Source organism: Sphingobacterium sp. Ag1 (assembly GCF_000988325.1).
GTDB lineage: Bacteria > Bacteroidota > Bacteroidia > Sphingobacteriales > Sphingobacteriaceae > Sphingobacterium.
This window is the reverse complement of sequence record NZ_LBGU01000034.1, coordinates 1-18,204: the sequence shown is the minus strand read 5'-3', so window position 1 is coordinate 18,204 and position 18,204 is coordinate 1. Positions and strand designations below refer to the sequence as shown.

The following is an 18,204-nucleotide window of genomic DNA, read 5'->3' as shown; positions in this document are numbered from 1 at the left end:
AACAACTATTAGCAATGTTTTTATTTTATTTCAATAAAGCATCGTATAAAATTTCCACAGGATGATAAGATTTTCTTCCTACACCATCTTTAATCTGATGTCTGCAAGAAGTACCCGCTGCGGCAATTAAAGTACCAGGTTCTGTTTCGCGTATGGTTGGTAATAAAACCAATTCCGCAACTTTCATCGAAATATCATAATGTTCAGCCTCATAACCAAATGACCCTGCCATACCACAACAACCCGAAGGAATTGTTTCTACGCTAAAGTTCGTCGGAAATGATAGGACCTGTTCCGTAACAGTAACGAGATGAAAAGCCTTTTGATAACAGTGGCCATGAAGCTTTATCTTTTTCGTTTCCGAGGTAAACTGTTCGGAATGAATACGCCCCGCTTTCATTTCATTCAACAGAAATTCGTCAATCATCAGCGCGTTTTTGGCTATTTTTTGCGCGTCAACACGTAAATCATCATCGACTAAACTTAAATACTCATCGCGAAATGTAATTATCCCTGAGGGTTCGACGCCTAAAAGTGGCGTATCATCCGTAATTAGTCCCTTTAAGAAATGGATATTTTGATTCGCAATCTCCTTTGCTTTTTTCACAAAGCCTTTAGAAAGATAAGTCCGCCCGCTTTGCACATGTTTTGGAATGACTACTTCATACCCCAAGGCAGTCAGTAACTTATATGCGGTAATGCCTATCTCGGCATCATTATATTCGGTAAACTCATCCGAAAAAAGGTAAACCCGACGCTTACTATCACTTGCCATTGCTTGTTTCTTTACCCATTGGGTTAAAGTCGTTCCATTGACTGTAGGTAAGGAACGTTTTGGCGCAAATCCTACCGTTTTTTTGACTATCCCTGACAAGAAATCATTTTTGACCACAAAATTATAGATTGGTGCAACCCAAGATCCGAGTTTCTGAGACTGGGTGAAATTAGCGATTAATTTTGTTCGAAACCCTGCGCCATGCTCATCATAATAGTGCTGTAAAAATTCTGCTTTCATTTTGGCTACATCCACACTCGAAGGACATTCCGTTTTACAGCCTTTGCAGCTTAAGCAAAGGTCCATAACTTCCTTGATCTCCTCATGATCGAAACGATTTTTCTTTGTGGAATTCGTTAAAAACTGACGCAACATATTTGCCCGCGCCCGTGTCGTATCTTTTTCATCGCGCGTAGCCATGAATGAAGGGCACATTGTTCCACCAGTAATTTCAGTCTTTCGGCAATCTCCCGAACCAGAACACTTTTCTGCCAACCGAAGAATAGACTCATCTTTAGAAAAATCGAAATAGGTCTTTATTTCTGTTCGGTTGCTATCGTTGTCATAACGTAAATGAGCATCCATTGGCGGCGTATTGACAATTTTATTTGCATTAAAAACACCCTGTGGATCAAAGATATATTTTACATCTTCAAGCAATTTGTAAACTTTTTCACCAAGCACTTTGCCGATAAATTCGCCACGCAGACGACCATCACCGTGCTCACCACTCAGTGAACCGTTATATTTTAATACAAGGTCGCTGGTTTTTTCGAGGATTGAACGAAATGTACGCTTCCCTGCTGCTGTTTTCAAATTCACAAAGGGCTCAATATGTAGTTCCCCGGCTCCCGCGTGCGCATAATAGGATGCATGCACCCCCTCTTTCACCAAAAGTTTTTGGATATCACGCACGTAAGCAGGTAAATCTTCGGGCGACACCGCACAATCTTCAATCAAATTTACAGGTTGACTATCCCCGGGTAAATTGCGAATTAGCCCCAGTCCTGCCTTGCGTACATCCCAAACCAAATTGGTCTGTTCAATACCCGTAATGTAGGGATAAGCATAACCAAGCCCGCGGGCTACAAGGTCCGCTTTTAGAGCCATCGCTTTTGCCTCTGTTTCGGCAGCTGTATGCCCCCTAAACTCAACGATCAACAGCGCTTGTGGATCGCCTTCTATAAAAAAACGGTTATACTTATAAGTTGGATGCCCAACCGTAAAATCCATGATGTATTTATCTACCAATTCGGATGCTTCCGGCTTGTGCCCTAAGGCTACTACATTACCATGCATACACTCCACCATATCCGCAAAATGAACACAAAGTAAGCCTAGTTCCTGCGGTGGTAAGGGCATCAGTTTGAGTTTCGCTTCTGTAACAATAGCCAGCGTTCCTTCGGACCCTGCCAACAAATTACACATATTGAAAGGTGTCGAGCGATCGGCAAGGATATCCAAAGCATAACCGGTATTTCTGCGCGTGATAGATCGTTTTGGATAGCCCGCTTCAATGGCGCTTAAATGCTCGGGGTCTGTCAATAATGCATTCATATTACGGTAGATATCCCCCTCACGACCAGCTAATAATAATTTCTTAAAATAGGCTGCTTCATCAACTGCTTCAAAGATCACTTCAGAACAGTCGTCCAAAAGTACATTGGCCGAAATCAAATTGTGTCGTGTATCGCCCCAAACAATCGAATGCAGACCCGAAGAGTTATTGCCAATCATTCCACCTACCATCGCACGGCTTGCAGTCGAAGTTTCAGGGCCAAACATCAGTCCGAACGGTTTAAGATAATTATTCAAGTCGTCACGGATCACACCAGGTTGTACCCGAACCCACTGCTCGTCGACATTAAGTTCAAGTATATGGTTAAAATGACGAGAAATATCCATGATAATGCCATTGCCTACTACCTGACCAGCTAAAGAAGTGCCGGCGGTACGTGGTATGATTGTGACACCGTTGTGCCGCGCAAAATCAATTAATTTTTTGATATCATCATGATCGACGGGTATGGCTACGGCCAAGGGTTTTTCTTGATAAACAGACGCATCTGTCGAATAGGCAAGCAACATCGTTTGGTCCTTCGTTTCATGGGTATAATAGAGCTCCCCTTTGAGTTGAGACGCTAATAAGGCTAATTGATTCTGATCTTTCACTTAATCTACATTTATGTATGAAACAAATTTAGTCAAATTTATGCATCGGAAAAAGAGAAGATTGCAAGAAACACCCAAATCAAAAACAAAAAACGCATAAAAACGCAAAATCAAACAAATTACCATAAAAGCCAATTTTATTTCGTTCCTTCAAACAATGCATGTATTTTTGTGGCGCTACATCATTTAAATTAACGATTCATATCCTTATATGCGTAATCTATTCCTTCGCTATACGCTGCATTCTGATTTTATTATATACACCATCCGGGTATTGATTGGCTTCCTTATAGGTTATCCCCTTTTCGTATCCTTTCCCCAATATTCGGTTTCCTGGACACTAATTTCCATTATATTGGTCATTTCACCGCAAGAGAATGAGTCGAAAAAAATAGCCATCGACCGGGCTAAATCCAACTTTATAGGATCAGCAATTGGTCTCAGTCTATATTTCGTTCCCATTTCGCAACTCTATGCCATGATTATCGGTATTGTTGCGTCATTGATTACATGCAAGCTACTCAATATTATGGCTGTGGCACGGACTTCTATGGTTGCGCTAATTATCGTCTACCTTCATGAACAGCAAAGTCGCTCCTACTTCGCCGCTTTGGATCGCTTTGGCTGTGTGTGCTTAGGTTGTCTGATTGGATTGGGCGTCATCCTGTCAACGAGTAATATTATTCTGAAATTAAGAAAAAGGTACAATTGTTGAGTTATACGCCTAACCTCTCTAAAGGCAATACACTTACCTTCAGTACCATAGCCCAACTGGTCAAGATTTCTTTCTGATAAATAAGAATAAAATTCACGCGAATTTCTATTTACTCAGAATTATATTCAGAATTTTATATGCAATTTTGAATTTTATACTTTTTTACCTATCTTTGCAGTCGAAATGACAAAAGTAGAATATAATTTAGACCAGGTCGACTATAAAATCTTGCGCTTAATGCAGGATAATGGACGGATCAACAATGCTGACATCGCAAGAGAATTAGGCATGGCACCATCGGCGATCCTCGAGCGCGTAAAGAAGCTTGAACAAAAAGATGTGATTTTAAAGTATAGTGCCAAGATCAATCCTGCCGCGGTCGATCAGAAACTTTTATCGTTTATTTTTATCAAAGCCAATGATATTATTGGCGAACAGGGTGTAGGGTTGGCACTTGCGGAAATCCCTGAAGTTCAAGAGGTACACGACATTGCAGGTGATGACGGTTATCTTATTAAAGTAAGAACTGCGGATTCTACAGGTTTAGTGGATCTCATGCGAAATACCTTAAGTAAAGTGGAAGGTATTATTTCAACGCGTACAACAATTGTACTTCAGACGGTCAAGGAAGATCAGCAGGTTGTTATACCCGAGTAATAGAAAGGAGGTTTAATCATGTTGCAAGGACAAAAAAAGGCTGCTAGCGCATTAATGGTTGTAGTTGCTTATTTCATTATTTATGTGGTATGGGGCTCGACCTTTTTCTTTATAGAAAAAGCATTGCATAGTTTCCCGCCATTTATTTTGGGTTCGTTTCGATTTGTTGCAGCCAGTGCAATTCTAATGACATATTGTGCTATAAAGGGATATAAATTATTTAACAAGCGTTCTATTCAAGAGGCCGCAATCGTAGGTTTTTTATTGCTCTTTGTGGATATGGCCGGGGTTATCTGGGCGGAGCAGTATGTATCTGGTGGTGTTGCTGCTATTATTGCTGCAGCCGCGGCAATCTGGTTTATTTTATTGGACAGACCCAAATGGAAAGAAAACTTTAGCAGCATTAGCACGGTTGCTGGTGTAGCATTAGGTTTCTGTGGTGTTGTGATGCTGTTTGCCGAACAGATCATGGCAACCAATGATAACACAGACGGTACCCTTAAGGTGATTGCCCTGTCTATCTTAGTATTGGGTTCTATCGCTTGGACTGTAGGTTCATTGATTTCCAAGTATTTTAAAAAATCCGAAAAAGAAGAAAAAGAGGACCTGCATGTTATGGTGAAAACTGCTTGGCAAATGGTTACCGCAGGCGTTCTCTTTAATATCACGGCGCTTTTTACCGGTGAATATGCATCATTTACACTGAGCAGTGTAGCACCTGTTGACTGGTTCAATTTGGGGTATCTAATCACATTTGGTTCCATCCTTGCTTTTAGCTCGTATATTTGGTTATTGCAGGTACGTCCAGCAATGGAAGTAAGTACCTATGCTTATGTAAACCCAATTATTGCACTTATTTTAAGTCATTTTTTCACTTCGCATGTGGTGACCTCATTGCAAATTGTCGGATTAGCGGTTATTCTATTCTCTGTCCTATTAATGAGCTGGAAAGCATATCGTACCAAGCTGTCCTCGCGCAACAAAAGGAAAAAGATCCTTCAGCAGGAGAATAGTTTAGAGCGTTTGATAGCAGCGGATCCCCAAACGGACAACAAACATGTTCCTGAGACGGAATTAGTTCATTAGGTTGTTATTTTTCTAATTATATGGACAAAGCTTAATGTGTAACAATATTAAGCTTTTGTTGTTTTTAAAAATTAGCTAACATTGGATTAGATTTGTTCATATATAATTGGCTAACTTTGCGTAGTATTTGGTTAAATTAAAAAGAATGAATATTTCGAAGCAAATTGCCTTTATTGGTAGCCTTGGTGTCGCTTCGCTTTTGATGGTTACAGGTTGTACAAAACAACTCCATCCAACGCAAAAAGATTTCCAACAATATCATATCAATAGCGATATGCAAGCTGATCCTGCAGTCGTGTCAATGTACGAACCCTTCAAACACAAAATGGAAGCGGAGATGAATCGTGTGATTGGACATGCGGACAAGGCATTGACAAAAGAGAAAACAGCGGAAACATTAATGGGCAATTTTTTTTGTGAAGCCTTGTTGTGGATGAGTGAACACAATGCTCATAACCCTGCGGATTTGGCGTTCGCAACAAAGGGTGGGATCCGAAATGATCTTAAAGCAGGCGATATTACTGTAGGACATATTTTTGAGGTTATGCCCTTTGAGAATACATTGACTATACTCGAGCTCAAAGGTAGTCAGATTCGTCAGCTTGCTGACTATATTGCTACAACACATGGACAACCTATAGCCGGAATGACGTTGACAATTACAGGCAACAAAGCTCAGGACATAAAGATCAAAGGTCAAGCTATTGAAGATAATAAGTTATATAAACTAGTGACCTATGATTATCTTGCCAATGGTGGTGATAACCTCACCTTACTGACACAACCTGTATCGCGGGCTAATTATCCACAACGTATGCGTGAAGGTTTGATTGAATATGTGAGCGAATTAACGAAAGAAGGTAAAAAAGTAAATGCAGAATTAGATGGAAGAATTAAAATCAATTAACCGAAGATCTTTTATCAAGCAAGTTGGTGGATTTTCTGCTGCAGTTGCTTTGGGATCACTTCCTTTTCAAGTCGACGCGAAGAGCAAAAAGGTAAAACTTACAATTTTACATACCAACGATGTTCATAGCCGTATTGAACCGTTTCCAATGGACGGCGGGAAATATCAGGGATTGGCTGGTGTTGCGCGCCGAAGTACACTGATCAATAAAATCCGCAAAGAAGAAGAACATCTTCTATTACTCGATGCAGGCGATATGTTTCAAGGTACCCCCTATTTTAATCTTTTTGGAGGAAAACTTGAACTTGACCTCATGACAAAGTTAGGTTATGATGCCGGGACATTTGGAAATCATGAATTTGACAATGGTCTTGACGGTCTTGTAAAGTACCTGGATCACGCTAAATTTCCGTTCTTAACGGCAAATTACGACTTCAAAGGAACCGTATTGGAGGGCAGAACCCAAGATTATACCATATTCCATAAAGGTGGAATAAAAATAGGCGTGTTTGGACTAGGGGTAGATATTGAGGGATTGGTTGACCCCAATAACTTCAGGGGAATGAAATATTTGGATCCTATTGAAGTTTCCAACAAGGTGGTCCGCACATTGAAAGAAAAACACAAATGTGATTTGGTCATCTGTTTATCGCATTTGGGCTATCAATATGAAAACGACAAGGTGTCGGATCTGATCCTTGCCGCCAAAACCTCAGATATCGATCTCATTATCGGTGGACATACGCACACCTTCTTAAATGAACCAACACTGGTTACAAATTTAAAAGGAACAAAGACCGTTGTGAATCAAGTCGGTTTTGCTGGAATTAATCTAGGGCGTATTGACTTTATTATGGAACCAGGGTCTGACAAGAAACAAATGGTCGCGAGTACCTATCAGGTCAATCCGACAATTCCGGAGTCCATGTTGGCATAATATCAACTAATTTTAACAAATGCCAAGTTGACTAATCAATTTGGCATTTTTTTTACCAATACTATAAGAAGACGTATGAAGTAAAAACTTATACGGTCTATACACGCTGATTCGTCATTCAATGAAAAGAATTTTATCGATTTACCTCGACTCCTTTAAGGGACTGTCTCAAGCAGCATGGCTACTTGCCATAGTGATGCTCATTAATAGAATGGGAAGTATGGTGATTCCCTTTCTTGGCCTCTACATGACTCAGGTTCTACATTTTGACATTAAACAGGTCGGTGTGGTATTGATGAGTTATGGATTCGGCTCCGTTTGTGGTTCCTATATCGGTGGCTGGTTGACTGACCGGATTGGCAGCTTCAAGGTTCAGTTCGGAAGTCTTGTATTGGCGGCCCCTTTATTCTTACTGATCCCACATTTCAAAGAGGTGCAGTCCTTATCCATCATGATTTTTACGTTAAGCTTAATCTTTGATGCCTTCAGACCTGCAAACTCCGTGTCAGTGGCGAGTTACGCTAAACCCGAAAATATCACGCGCGCCTTTTCATTGAATCGTCTTGCCATAAATCTGGGATTTTCAATCGGCCCGGCGGTGGCTGGATTTTTGGCAACCATCTCATTCAATTGGATCTTTTATGGAAATTCTTTTGCCGTCCTTTGCGCTGCAGTGATTTTCTTTGTCTTTTTTCATAAACGAGAAAAAAGAAGCGATATTAAACCTAAAAAAGAGATTACTGCTGAAAACGAATTACCTCAAAAGACACGAAATCCCTATACCGACCTGCCTTTTGTCTTATTCAATATCTTTTGTTGCATTTTCTCATTCTGTTTCTTTCAGTTGATCACAACGTTACCTATTTTCTACCGAGAAGTTCACCATTTGAATGATCACCAAATCGGATTTCTACTCGGCTGGAGTGGATTCGTTATCGTATTACTGGAGATGTTCATTGTCCATATAGCTGAAAAAAGATTCTCGCTTATAAGCACGCTCGTCTTTGGAACATTTTTATGTGCCAGCTCTTATGCCATGTTAAATTTTTCAGGTGGACTCGGGTGGTTATATTTCACATTCTTTATCTTCGGCCTTGGCGAGATGCTGACACTACCCTTTATGGCAACGGTTTCTGTTAACCGTTCGACACCTAAAACACAAGGAGCATACATGGGGTTCAATTCGTTGGCATTTTCAGCTGCAAATATATTTTCGCCGCTTTTAGGGACTAGCATCGTCGATTCCTTCGGTTTTACAACCTTATGGTGGGCAACCGCATTAACCTTATCTGCTACGGCGATCGGGTTCTACTTGGTTCTGAGATGGATGAAGTAGCCTACACTTGATAAATGAAAAACGGGTGTATGCTCATGTGAGATACACCCGTTTTTCATTAAACATGGCTGAAACCTACCAAATTTTGATACGTTTATCGACCGGAACAAACATTTTGTCGCCGTTCTTTGTATCCCAAGCTTTATGGAAAGCATCTAGGTTAATGATCGGGGCAAAAGCACGGTACTGTGCTGGAGAATGTGGATCAGTTTTTACTTGATTGACCACAAACTCATCGGTAGTTTTCGTTCTCCAAATCGTTGCCCAGGAAAGGAAAAAGCGCTGGTCCTGTGTAAAACCATCTATTAAACCAGGATTTCCCTTATCGTTCAGATAGAGTTGCAATGCATCAAAAGCCACTGATGAGCCACCTAAATCCCCAATATTCTCCCCTAATGTAAAGCGACCGTTCACAAAAACACCTGGTACAGGTTCGTAGGATTCAAACTGACGTACCAAAGCATCAGCCGCTGCTTCAAATTTCGCCTTATCGCTGTCGCTCCACCAGTTGTTCAGGTTTCCATTCCCATCGTATTTAGCACCCTGGTCGTCAAATCCGTGCGAAAGTTCGTGACCAATTACCGCACCAATACCGCCGAAATTAACTGCAGCATCAGCTTTATAATCGTAGAATGGCGGCTGAAGAATCGCTGCCGGAAAGACAATCTCATTAAACAGTGGACTATAATAAGCATTCACAGTCTGTGGAGTCATCCCCCATTCAGATTTGTCCACTGGCTTATCTTGTTTCGCTAAATTCTGATAAAATGCCCATTTACTCGAAGCCAATACATTTTCATACAACGATGTCCCAACATCAAGTTTGCTAAAATCTTTCCATTTATCCGGGTAACCAATTTTAACTTTAAACTTAGTCAGTTTGTCCAATGCCTTTACTTTCGTTTCATCCGACATCCAAGTCAATCCCTTGATATGCTGCCCGAAAGATTTAACGAGGTAGCTTACAAGCTCTTCCGCTTCAGCTTTGGCCTTTGGAGGGAAGTTTTCTTTCACATACAATTTCCCTAATAACTCACCTGCGATCGAATTGACAAATTCCACACCGCGCTTGTCCAGAGCACGCTGCTCCTTTTGTCCTTTTAACTTACGACCCCAGAAATCAAAATACAGATCATTTAACTCCTGTGTAGTATATGACGCTGCATTATTTAAAATATGAAATGTCAATAGCTCTTTGATCACCGGTAGATTTTCAGGGTTGAAAACCCGATCCAAATTTTCGTAATACTTTATTTCCGGTACAATAACAGTATCAGCCTTAAAACCGACATCCTTTAGGTACTTTGCAATATCGACGTTTTTCACAATCTTTTTTAGATCGGCTACAGCGATCGGATTATATCGCCCATTTGCATCGCGTGATTGCTCAACGGTTTTAAGGTTTGCCGCCAGCTGCTTTTCAAAGGCGACAATTTTTGGACCTTTTAAATCCTTCGTAATTTGGCCTGATTTAGCATAAAGTGCAGAAATATAATTTGAATAATCCGTTAACGTTTCTTCGTTCTTCTTATCTTTTACTTGATAATAAGAACGTCCAAGCCCCAGACTTCCTCCGCCGAGGTATACTGTATTAACATCGGAATTTTTAAGATGCGCATATACATAGCCACTAAAAAAAGGATTTCCACCAATCGGTGCTACCTCAACAAGATAGTTGTATAAATCATCAAAATTTTTAATTGCTGCAATTTTAGCAAGATAAGGTTTAACAGGTTCTAAACCAAGTTTATTACGTGTTTTCATATCCACAAATGATTTATACAAATCACCTATCTTCTGATTGTCTGTACCCTTTTGGAATTGTCCAGTTAGCGATTCTTGCAAGACCTTCAACGTAGCAATATCGGTGTTTTCACGCAATTCGTCGAAAGAACCCCAACGTGCTTTATCAGAGGGTATTTTGACTGTTTTCATCCAGTGTCCATTCACAAAATTATAAAAGTCATCTTGAGGACGAACACTCTTGTCCATGTAACTCACATTGATTGCGTTGTTTTGCGCTTGGCCCGCCAATGAGCCGCAGGTCAACAAAGCTGCTAAAAGTAGATTTTTCTTCATATAAAAATTTAGTTTGTCTATCGCTATACACAAACTTAAGCAAAGTTCTTCTATTGTTAATGCAACAATTGGGATTCTAATCGCAACTAAAATTAATGGGGATAATTAAGTCTTGGTTTTATTGCGTGTTGATTTACGTAGTACAAGGATAAAAATCAGTAGAAACAGTGCGACACCGGCAATCCAAATCCACGGATTAGCATACCATAACGTCCCATTCGCTTCTTTAAGCTTTTGATTCTCTTCCAGGGTAACCTGTGCTTTCAATAAAAAAACTGAAAAAACAGGACAAACTATTAAAGCAGTCTTTTTCATATTTAATCACTTCATATGAATAGAATACTCTTTTAGCTGTTTTTGTTTGAAGGAATTAAATTATCCTTGTTTGATTTCGCCTAAATAAACCACGTCTTTTAGATCAAAAGGAGTTTCTTGATACACAAAGTAATTCAACCAATTATTGAAAAGAAGATTCGCATGACTTGTCCAGCGCACCAGAGGGCGATTTTCGGGGTTGTCGTCAACATAATAATTTGCCGGCATAGCAATCTCCTGCCCTTTTTCTAAGTCTCTTTTATACTCTTCATCCAGTGTAAAAGGAGCATATTCCGAATGTCCCGTCAAATAAAACTCGCGTCCCCCGCGTGAAGAAACGATAGCAATACCGGCTTCTGGCGATTCTGAAAGAATTTCTAAACCCTCTTTTACCAGGAGATCATGTTTCTCAATTGTTGTATGGCGGCTGTGCGGTATAAAGAACTCATCGTCAAATCCACGGAATAAAGGATGTCTTTTGTTTAACGCAGTGTGCTTAAATACACCAAAAAGTTTTTCCGTTAATGGCTTCTTCTCTACACCATAGAAATGATACAATGCCGCTTGAGACGCCCAACAGATATACAAACTTGATGTTACATGGGTCCTCGCCCAGTCGAAGATGGTCTGAATTTCATCCCAGTAGGTCACTTCCTCAAAAGCAACCATTTCAACTGGAGCCCCCGTAATAATCATTCCGTCGTAGAAATTCTCCTTAACCTCGGTCAAGCTCTTGTAAAACATTTCCAAATGCTCTTCGGGGGTATTCTTTGAAACATGCGTTTCAAGTCGCAAAAATTCCATTTCCACCTGCAAAGGATTATTTGACAGCAAACGAATAAAATCTGTCTCTGTCGTAATTTTAAGCGGCATTAAGTTCAGTACCAAAACACGAAGCGGTCTGATATCCTGCTCATTTGCTCTTAAATCACTCATGACAAATATATTCTCCTTTTTCAACAGCTCAATGGCAGGAAGGTTATTAGGAAGTTTGACCGGCATAGATAATTTCTCCTTATACAATTAGCATGCAAAATTAGCAAGAAAATGCCATAAATGCTAAATGAAACATAAATTATCTTCCATTATATTGTTATAGTCTCCAAGACCAAAAGCTATTCCTTGCTTAAATCCAATAGGGATTTTCTGAATTTCTGCGACCCAAAGTTCATTCCACCTACATGTTTAATGACCAGCTTACCAGCCTTATCCAAAATAATCGTTGTTGGTATGCTTGTGGTACTCAATTCTTTGGGTAAAGCCGAATTTAATTGATAGACCGGTAGACTATATTTTCTTTTCGCCATAAACTTCCGCGAAGCGCTAAGATTTCCATCGATATCGACAGCCAAAATAACAATAGCATCGTTGCCCTTAAATTCCTTATAGAGTTGATCCAAGGAAGGCATCTCAGCAAGACATGGTGGACACCATGTCGCCCATAAATTAATAACCACAACTTTTCCTTTCAGCTGGTTTAGGCTCAATATATTGTTTTTACTGTCCCTAAAACTAAGATTGTATCCTTCGGTTCTGCTCTTATTCTCCTCCTCGACCACACAATGCTTGCTTGCTTTAACCAAAAATGGATTGCAAAACAACAAACTAACCAATAAAAGGAGACTATAATTTACTTTTTTTGTCATATAACACTTTAACTAAGCCTAAACATTACCATAACGTTTGTATCCTAATTTGATTGCTTTTACAGCAGAAAATTAATCGAATTTTTTCACGCGTTTTTTTAACGGATTTTTCAGCGGCAATGGAGGTTTAAATTCGGTGTTAGAATACAAAAGCGAAAAGATAAGTGTAAAAGATATTACAAACAAATTTAGGGATATGTATATTATATAGTATGAAAATAAGTAAATGAATATGAGCAAAGAGAAATCAATACAAGAAATTGAAATTAACGGAAAAGTTTACCAGTATAGTTCTATTAAAGATCTCCCTGAAGGTAATGTTATGCACCTACCGTTCAGCATCCGGATACTACTGGAAAATGTATTGCGTAACCATGATGGATTCAGTATCACGGACGAGCATGTCAATACCCTGATTCATTGGACTCCACAACCTGTTGACAAAGATATCCCCTTCAAACCGGCCAGAATTTTAATGCAGGATTTCACCGGAGTACCTGCTGTAGTCGATATGGCATCACTACGTGCCGAATTTATCCGTCATGGCAAGGATGGACAAAAAATAAATCCTGCTATCCCGGTGGATCTGGTCATTGATCATTCCGTTCAGGTCGACTACTTTGGTACACAGTACTCGTATGACAAGAATGTCGAGTTGGAATATGAACGCAACCGTGAGCGTTATGAACTCCTTAAATGGGCACAGAAAGGATTAAAAAATTTTACCGTTGTTCCCCCAGGTATGGGTATCTGCCATCAGGTCAACTTGGAATATCTTGCCAAAGGAGTCATTGAACGTGACAATTGGCTTTTTCCTGACACATTAGTAGGGACTGATTCGCATACACCAATGGTCAATGGTATTGGTGTATTAGGTTGGGGAGTTGGTGGTATTGAGGCCGAGGCAGCCATGCTTGGACAACCCATTTTTTTCACCTGCCCCGAGGTTATCGGCCTTAAACTTACGGGCAAAATACCAGCGACATGCACCGCGACGGACATGGTTCTTTCCATCACAAAAATACTTCGTGATAAAGGTGTTGTGGGCAAATTTGTTGAAGTATTTGGCGATGGATTAGACAGCCTTTCGGTGACAGATCGTGCGACAATATCCAATATGTCACCAGAATTCGGCTGTACGGTTACCTATTTTCCGATCGATGACCGAACCCTTGAATACATGCATAGCACCAATCGAAGTGCCGAACAGATTAAAATTGTTGAAGATTATTGTAAAAGCAATTTACTCTGGCGGACAGGCAAGGAAGAAATTCAATATTCGTCGGTTGTTGAATTCAATTTATCAAGTCTGGAACCAACTGTATCCGGCCCTAAGCGACCTCAGGATAAAATTCTTGTGAAAGATCTAAAAACTACATTTTCACATCTCTTGGATAGCGAACACCATCGACAGTATGTCCCTGTTCTACAGCGATCGGAATCTGCTTGGCTTGCCGACGGCGGGTCTGGTACGGAGTTTACCTTTGGTAAGGTACCTGTTGAACATGATTCACCGCATGAAGTTATCCAAGAGTCTATTCATGCTGTGCGCATCAAGCACAATCATAAAGAATATATTGTCAGTGATGGCAGTATTGCCATTGCCGCCATAACAAGCTGTACCAATACCTCGAACCCTACTGTGATGATCGGCGCAGGATTATTGGCCCGTAACGCTATCGAGCGTGGACTGCGGACCAAATCCTGGGTAAAGACCTCCTTAGCCCCTGGTTCAAAAGTCGTTACACAATACCTTGAAAGATCAGGACTTAGTGCTGATCTCGATGCCCTGCGTTTTCACACGGTGGGTTACGGTTGTACCTCCTGTATTGGAAACTCGGGTCCTCTTCCACCACAAATAGCAGAGGCAGTGGAAAAAGGTGAACTCATTGTCGCATCGGTATTGTCTGGTAACCGAAATTTTGAGGCGCGTGTGCATCCTCAGGTAAAAATGAACTTTTTAATGTCGCCGATGCTTGTTGTTGCCTATGCGTTAGTCGGAAGAGTTGATATTAATCTCTTGGAGGAGCCGCTCGACTACGACCCAAATGGTGAGCCCGTATATCTGAAAGATATTTGGCCGAGCCGCGAGGATATTATGGAAACCGTCAATGCCTGCGTCAAACAATCGGATTTTCAAGAAGTTTATGATGTCATCTTCGATGGTTCAACAGACTGGCAAGAACTTGAAGTGAATCTGGATCAAAATTACCAGTGGGACAACACGTCTACCTACATTAAAGAATCGCCCTTTTTTGAAAATTTACAGGCTGTACCAAATCCGATACAAGACATCCAAAATGCAAGGGTATTACTTTATCTTGGTGATTCGGTTACAACGGATCATATCTCACCTGCAGGGTCATTCAAAGAAGAAACTGCGGCCGGACAATACCTCAGCGCACATCAGGTAAGTAAAGAAGACTTTAATTCGTATGGATCTAGACGTGGGAACCACGAAGTTATGATGCGTGGAACATTTGCCAATGTGCGTATTAAAAACAAAATTACTGATCGTGAAGGTGGATTTAGCCGCTATTTCCCAAGCAATGAGGTGAAGACGGTGTATGAAACCGCAATGGAATATCGAAAAAACAACACTGCACTCATTGTGCTGGCAGGAAAAGAGTATGGTTCGGGCTCCTCAAGAGATTGGGCTGCAAAGGGAACATTCCTGCTCGGCGTACGGGCGGTTATTGCTGAAAGTTTTGAGCGTATTCACCGAAGTAATCTTGTCGGTATGGGGGTAGCACCACTTGTGTTTATCAATGACGAAAATGCAGAGAAATTAGGACTAGATGGAACAGAAGTCTATAGCATCACGGGACTTGCGAACGATTTAACACCCCATAAACTCCTCTCGGTAAAGGCGGTGCATGACAATGGAAAAACAACCACATTTCAAGTGAAAGCAAGACTCGATTCTGCTATTGAAATCGAGTATTTTAAGAATGATGGTATTCTGCAATATGTGCTACGGCAATATTTAAAAAACAACTAATATTCGGCAAATTGAAGAATCGAAATAGCTAAAAAAGTAAAGGGCACTCTATAGGGTGCCCTTTAACAACTATATTAAAACCTACCAGAGTTCTACAATACTTCAGTCTTGCCCCCAGAATTATGTTTTATGGCTATGCCAAATATAGTTGGAAAAAATTACCCTTTTTATCCCTGAAATCAGGTATTTTGCATACAGGCGGATGTAGCGCATTGACTTCATTTTAAAGTAAAATCATTCGGGAGAATTGTTTATTTTCGCTAAGATCAATGCCAATAGCATACAGAATGGAAGAACTTATCGAACAAACAATCACGAAACAAACATGGACACCTGAACTGAAACAAGTTCAGGAATTTTACAAATGCACCTTTGAGCAATGTGATTTTCAGAGCGCGGAACTGTTAGACCTCATTTTCACAAATTGTGAATTTAAATCGTGTAATCTTTCCAATGTCAGTCTGAAGGGCACACAACTAGATCATGTTGTCTTTAATGACTGCAAAATGCTAGGTATACACTTTAATGAATGTAGTTCATTTTCCTTTCATGTTAATTTCAGCAACTCGGTATTGGATTACTCCTCTTTTTTTGAACGAAATATAAAGAAATTTCAGTTTGATCACTGTTCGTTGCAACATGTGGATTTTGAACGAGCTAATCTGCAACAGGCGGCGTTTAGAAAAGCGAATTTGTTAAATGCCCGTTTTATACAAAGCAATCTCGAAGGCTGTGATTTTCGGTCCTCCATCAACATCCAGCTCGATCCCGAGGCCAATCGCATGAAAAAAAGTAAATTTGGTCGGGAACAGCTGCCTGGACTATTGCTTAAATATCAGTTGGCCATCGATTAAGTCTCAGAATGGGGTTTGATAAGGGCCTGATGATCGTTGCATGAGATCGGCTCGATTTCGATTTATCGTTAAATAACGGATTTCAGGGATAAAACACCTTACATTGAATCAGGATATTTGTCTTTCAAAGTTTAAGAAGATGAAAAAAATATCCCTATCGTTCGCAGCTATCTTGGCGGCCAGCAGCATGTCGTTTGCACAAATCAATAAAGCATTCAAGATCAACTATGCCATTACCTATTCCGTCGATCCCAGCGAAGAAGCGCAAGCAGCTCCAGTTTCTGTCTACGAAGCTTATGTTAACAATGATAAAATAAAAGTTGTATCGGCTTCCGGAGACGGCGAAGAGTCTATATTTCTCGTTAAAAAAAATGAAGAGCAATCGGTTATATTATACCCAGGACTGGCAAAATATGTCGTGAAAGAAAATGAGCTTAGCTCACATGCGATCAAACTCGTCCCAAACCAGACGAAAATGATCGCTGGTTATCCCTGCAAACTAGCGCAGGTAGAAATTCCTATTTCGGAAGATAGCGCGGAAAACAGTACCCTATCGATTTGGTATAGCGATAAACTGCCAGTCGCCTATTGGGAGGGCTTTGATCTGTTCAAAAAAATACCTGGGGCTGTGCTGCAGCTAACAACACCGCTTGGCATGAATATGATTGCGCAGAACATCACCGATAGCCAACTGGACGAAAAGGATTTTATTGTACCCGAGGATTATGAACAAGTAGCATCAATTTATGATGACGAAGAGGATGCGGAAGATAGCAACCAGATTGCTGAAAATCTCTATTTATTTGAAGATGCTGCAACTAACCTTTTGGGGGTAAAAGACGGCGATGAAAAAACAATTGTGCCAGCACAATACCTTTACATTGCTCCATTTGTTGGCGACCTGAGTATAGTGCAATATAAAGATGAAAAATATGGTGCCATTAATCTCACCGGTAAACCAATCCTCCCCTTCCGATACGATTATTTAGGTTACGATGACCATCTTGGCCAACTGGTTTTTGGACTAAACGAAAAATATGGGGTCATGGATAAGTCTGGTAAAATTTTGATCCCGGCAAATTATGATATGATATCATTCATTAACGGGGGCTATGCTGTATTTCAAGTGAAAGATAAATATGGCATATTGAATCAAGCGGGTAAAATAATTGTCCCGGCAACGTATAGCTTTATTTCTGAAAACAATGCAACGCATTTCGTCAGCATCGAAAACGACAAGTATAATCTTACTGATATTAGGACCAATCAAATCGTTGCGCACGACTACGATTTGATTTCAATTACCGAAGAACCCAATCTTTTCCTTGCAAGCAAAGGTGGAAAGTATGGGTATTTAGATGGTCAGGGAAAAGTTGCAATACCATTTATATACAGTGGAGCTACCTCGTTCAGTGATGGCGTGGCTTCTGTTTCATTAGCGGATTCGGACGATGTAATTTTGATTAATACAAAAGGCGAACGTGTGGAAATAGATGCTGCGGCAGAGGCAACAGATATAATTTAAACATCAGCAACCAAAAAAGGCCACAGATCTTTCTGTTGCCTTTTTTCGTTGCTGATCATCAATGATCAGTATAAGGTCATTTTTTCTTTTTAACCAGCATTTTGCCGATCGTAAATAAGACCACCACGATTAGGCCTCCACCTAGGCCAAATAACAGCTCTTTTAGCATGCTTGTCAGAGCGGGTAGCGCGTGATGTAA

The 18,204-nt window shown here is 40.4% G+C and carries 14 protein-coding genes; 9 read left to right on the top strand and 5 right to left on the bottom strand.

All coding sequences use genetic code 11. The features are described 5' to 3' along the window. Window positions 1–25: 25 nt before the first annotated feature. On the bottom strand, window positions 26–2,947 hold the full coding sequence (locus AAW12_RS09235) for an FAD-binding and (Fe-S)-binding domain-containing protein (protein WP_046673337.1): 2,922 nt from the start codon (window positions 2,945–2,947) through the stop codon (window positions 26–28). 211 nt (window positions 2,948–3,158) lie between these two features. Between AAW12_RS09235 and AAW12_RS09230 the strand changes: the two genes are divergently transcribed. From AAW12_RS09230 to AAW12_RS09205, 6 genes are all read left to right on the top strand, one after another. After that, entirely contained in the window at window positions 3,159–3,662 is a 504-nt protein-coding gene (locus tag AAW12_RS09230; RefSeq protein WP_046673336.1) for an FUSC family protein, read from the top strand. A 183-nt stretch (window positions 3,663–3,845) separates the two neighbouring features. Then, window positions 3,846–4,319 (top strand): Lrp/AsnC family transcriptional regulator, encoded by a 474-nt coding sequence (locus AAW12_RS09225; RefSeq protein WP_046673335.1) that lies wholly within the window; start codon window positions 3,846–3,848, stop codon window positions 4,317–4,319. Between the two features lie 18 nt (window positions 4,320–4,337). Further along, on the top strand, window positions 4,338–5,405 hold the full coding sequence (locus AAW12_RS09220; RefSeq protein WP_046673334.1) for an EamA family transporter: 1,068 nt from the start codon (window positions 4,338–4,340) through the stop codon (window positions 5,403–5,405). Window positions 5,406–5,550: 145 nt separating this feature from the next. Then, the gene (locus AAW12_RS09215) at window positions 5,551–6,312 is read left to right on the top strand and encodes a 5'-nucleotidase C-terminal domain-containing protein (protein WP_231585240.1); all 762 of its coding nucleotides are present in this window, start codon (window positions 5,551–5,553) and stop codon (window positions 6,310–6,312) included. After that, the gene (locus AAW12_RS09210; protein WP_046673333.1) at window positions 6,290–7,249 is read left to right on the top strand and encodes a bifunctional metallophosphatase/5'-nucleotidase; all 960 of its coding nucleotides are present in this window, start codon (window positions 6,290–6,292) and stop codon (window positions 7,247–7,249) included. The genes AAW12_RS09215 and AAW12_RS09210 overlap by 23 nt, the downstream gene beginning before the upstream one ends. Before the next feature lie 121 nt (window positions 7,250–7,370). Then, window positions 7,371–8,585, top strand: a complete 1,215-nt coding sequence (locus AAW12_RS09205; RefSeq protein ID WP_046673332.1) for an MFS transporter — start codon at window positions 7,371–7,373, stop codon at window positions 8,583–8,585. 75 nt (window positions 8,586–8,660) lie between these two features. Here AAW12_RS09205 and AAW12_RS09200 read toward each other — a convergent pair whose 3' ends face one another. From AAW12_RS09200 to AAW12_RS09185, 4 genes are all read right to left on the bottom strand, one after another. Further along, a complete protein-coding gene (locus AAW12_RS09200; protein ID WP_046673331.1) occupies window positions 8,661–10,664 on the bottom strand; it encodes a M13 family metallopeptidase in 2,004 nt (667 codons plus the stop codon). 105 nt (window positions 10,665–10,769) lie between these two features. After that, entirely contained in the window at window positions 10,770–10,979 is a 210-nt protein-coding gene (locus AAW12_RS09195) for a hypothetical protein (protein WP_046673330.1), read from the bottom strand. Window positions 10,980–11,039: 60 nt separating this feature from the next. Continuing rightward, window positions 11,040–11,981: a homoserine O-succinyltransferase gene (gene metA / locus AAW12_RS09190; RefSeq protein WP_046673329.1), complete on the bottom strand. Its 942-nt coding sequence runs from the start codon at window positions 11,979–11,981 to the stop codon at window positions 11,040–11,042. A gap of 113 nt (window positions 11,982–12,094) precedes the next feature. Continuing rightward, complete coding sequence (locus tag AAW12_RS09185; RefSeq protein ID WP_053003598.1) at window positions 12,095–12,625, bottom strand: TlpA family protein disulfide reductase; 531 nt, start codon at window positions 12,623–12,625, stop codon at window positions 12,095–12,097. Window positions 12,626–12,857: 232 nt separating this feature from the next. Here AAW12_RS09185 and acnA point away from each other — a divergent pair, with 232 nt between their 5' ends. The 3 genes from acnA to AAW12_RS09170 all read left to right on the top strand — a co-directional run bounded on the left by acnA (window position 12,858) and on the right by AAW12_RS09170 (window position 18,005). Further along, window positions 12,858–15,626, top strand: a complete 2,769-nt coding sequence (acnA, locus tag AAW12_RS09180) for an aconitate hydratase AcnA (protein ID WP_231585239.1) — start codon at window positions 12,858–12,860, stop codon at window positions 15,624–15,626. Window positions 15,627–15,913: 287 nt separating this feature from the next. Then, a complete protein-coding gene (locus AAW12_RS09175) occupies window positions 15,914–16,480 on the top strand; it encodes a pentapeptide repeat-containing protein (RefSeq protein ID WP_046673327.1) in 567 nt (188 codons plus the stop codon). A gap of 139 nt (window positions 16,481–16,619) precedes the next feature. Next, window positions 16,620–18,005: a WG repeat-containing protein gene (locus tag AAW12_RS09170; RefSeq protein ID WP_046673326.1), complete on the top strand. Its 1,386-nt coding sequence runs from the start codon at window positions 16,620–16,622 to the stop codon at window positions 18,003–18,005. Window positions 18,006–18,204 lie beyond the last annotated feature (199 nt).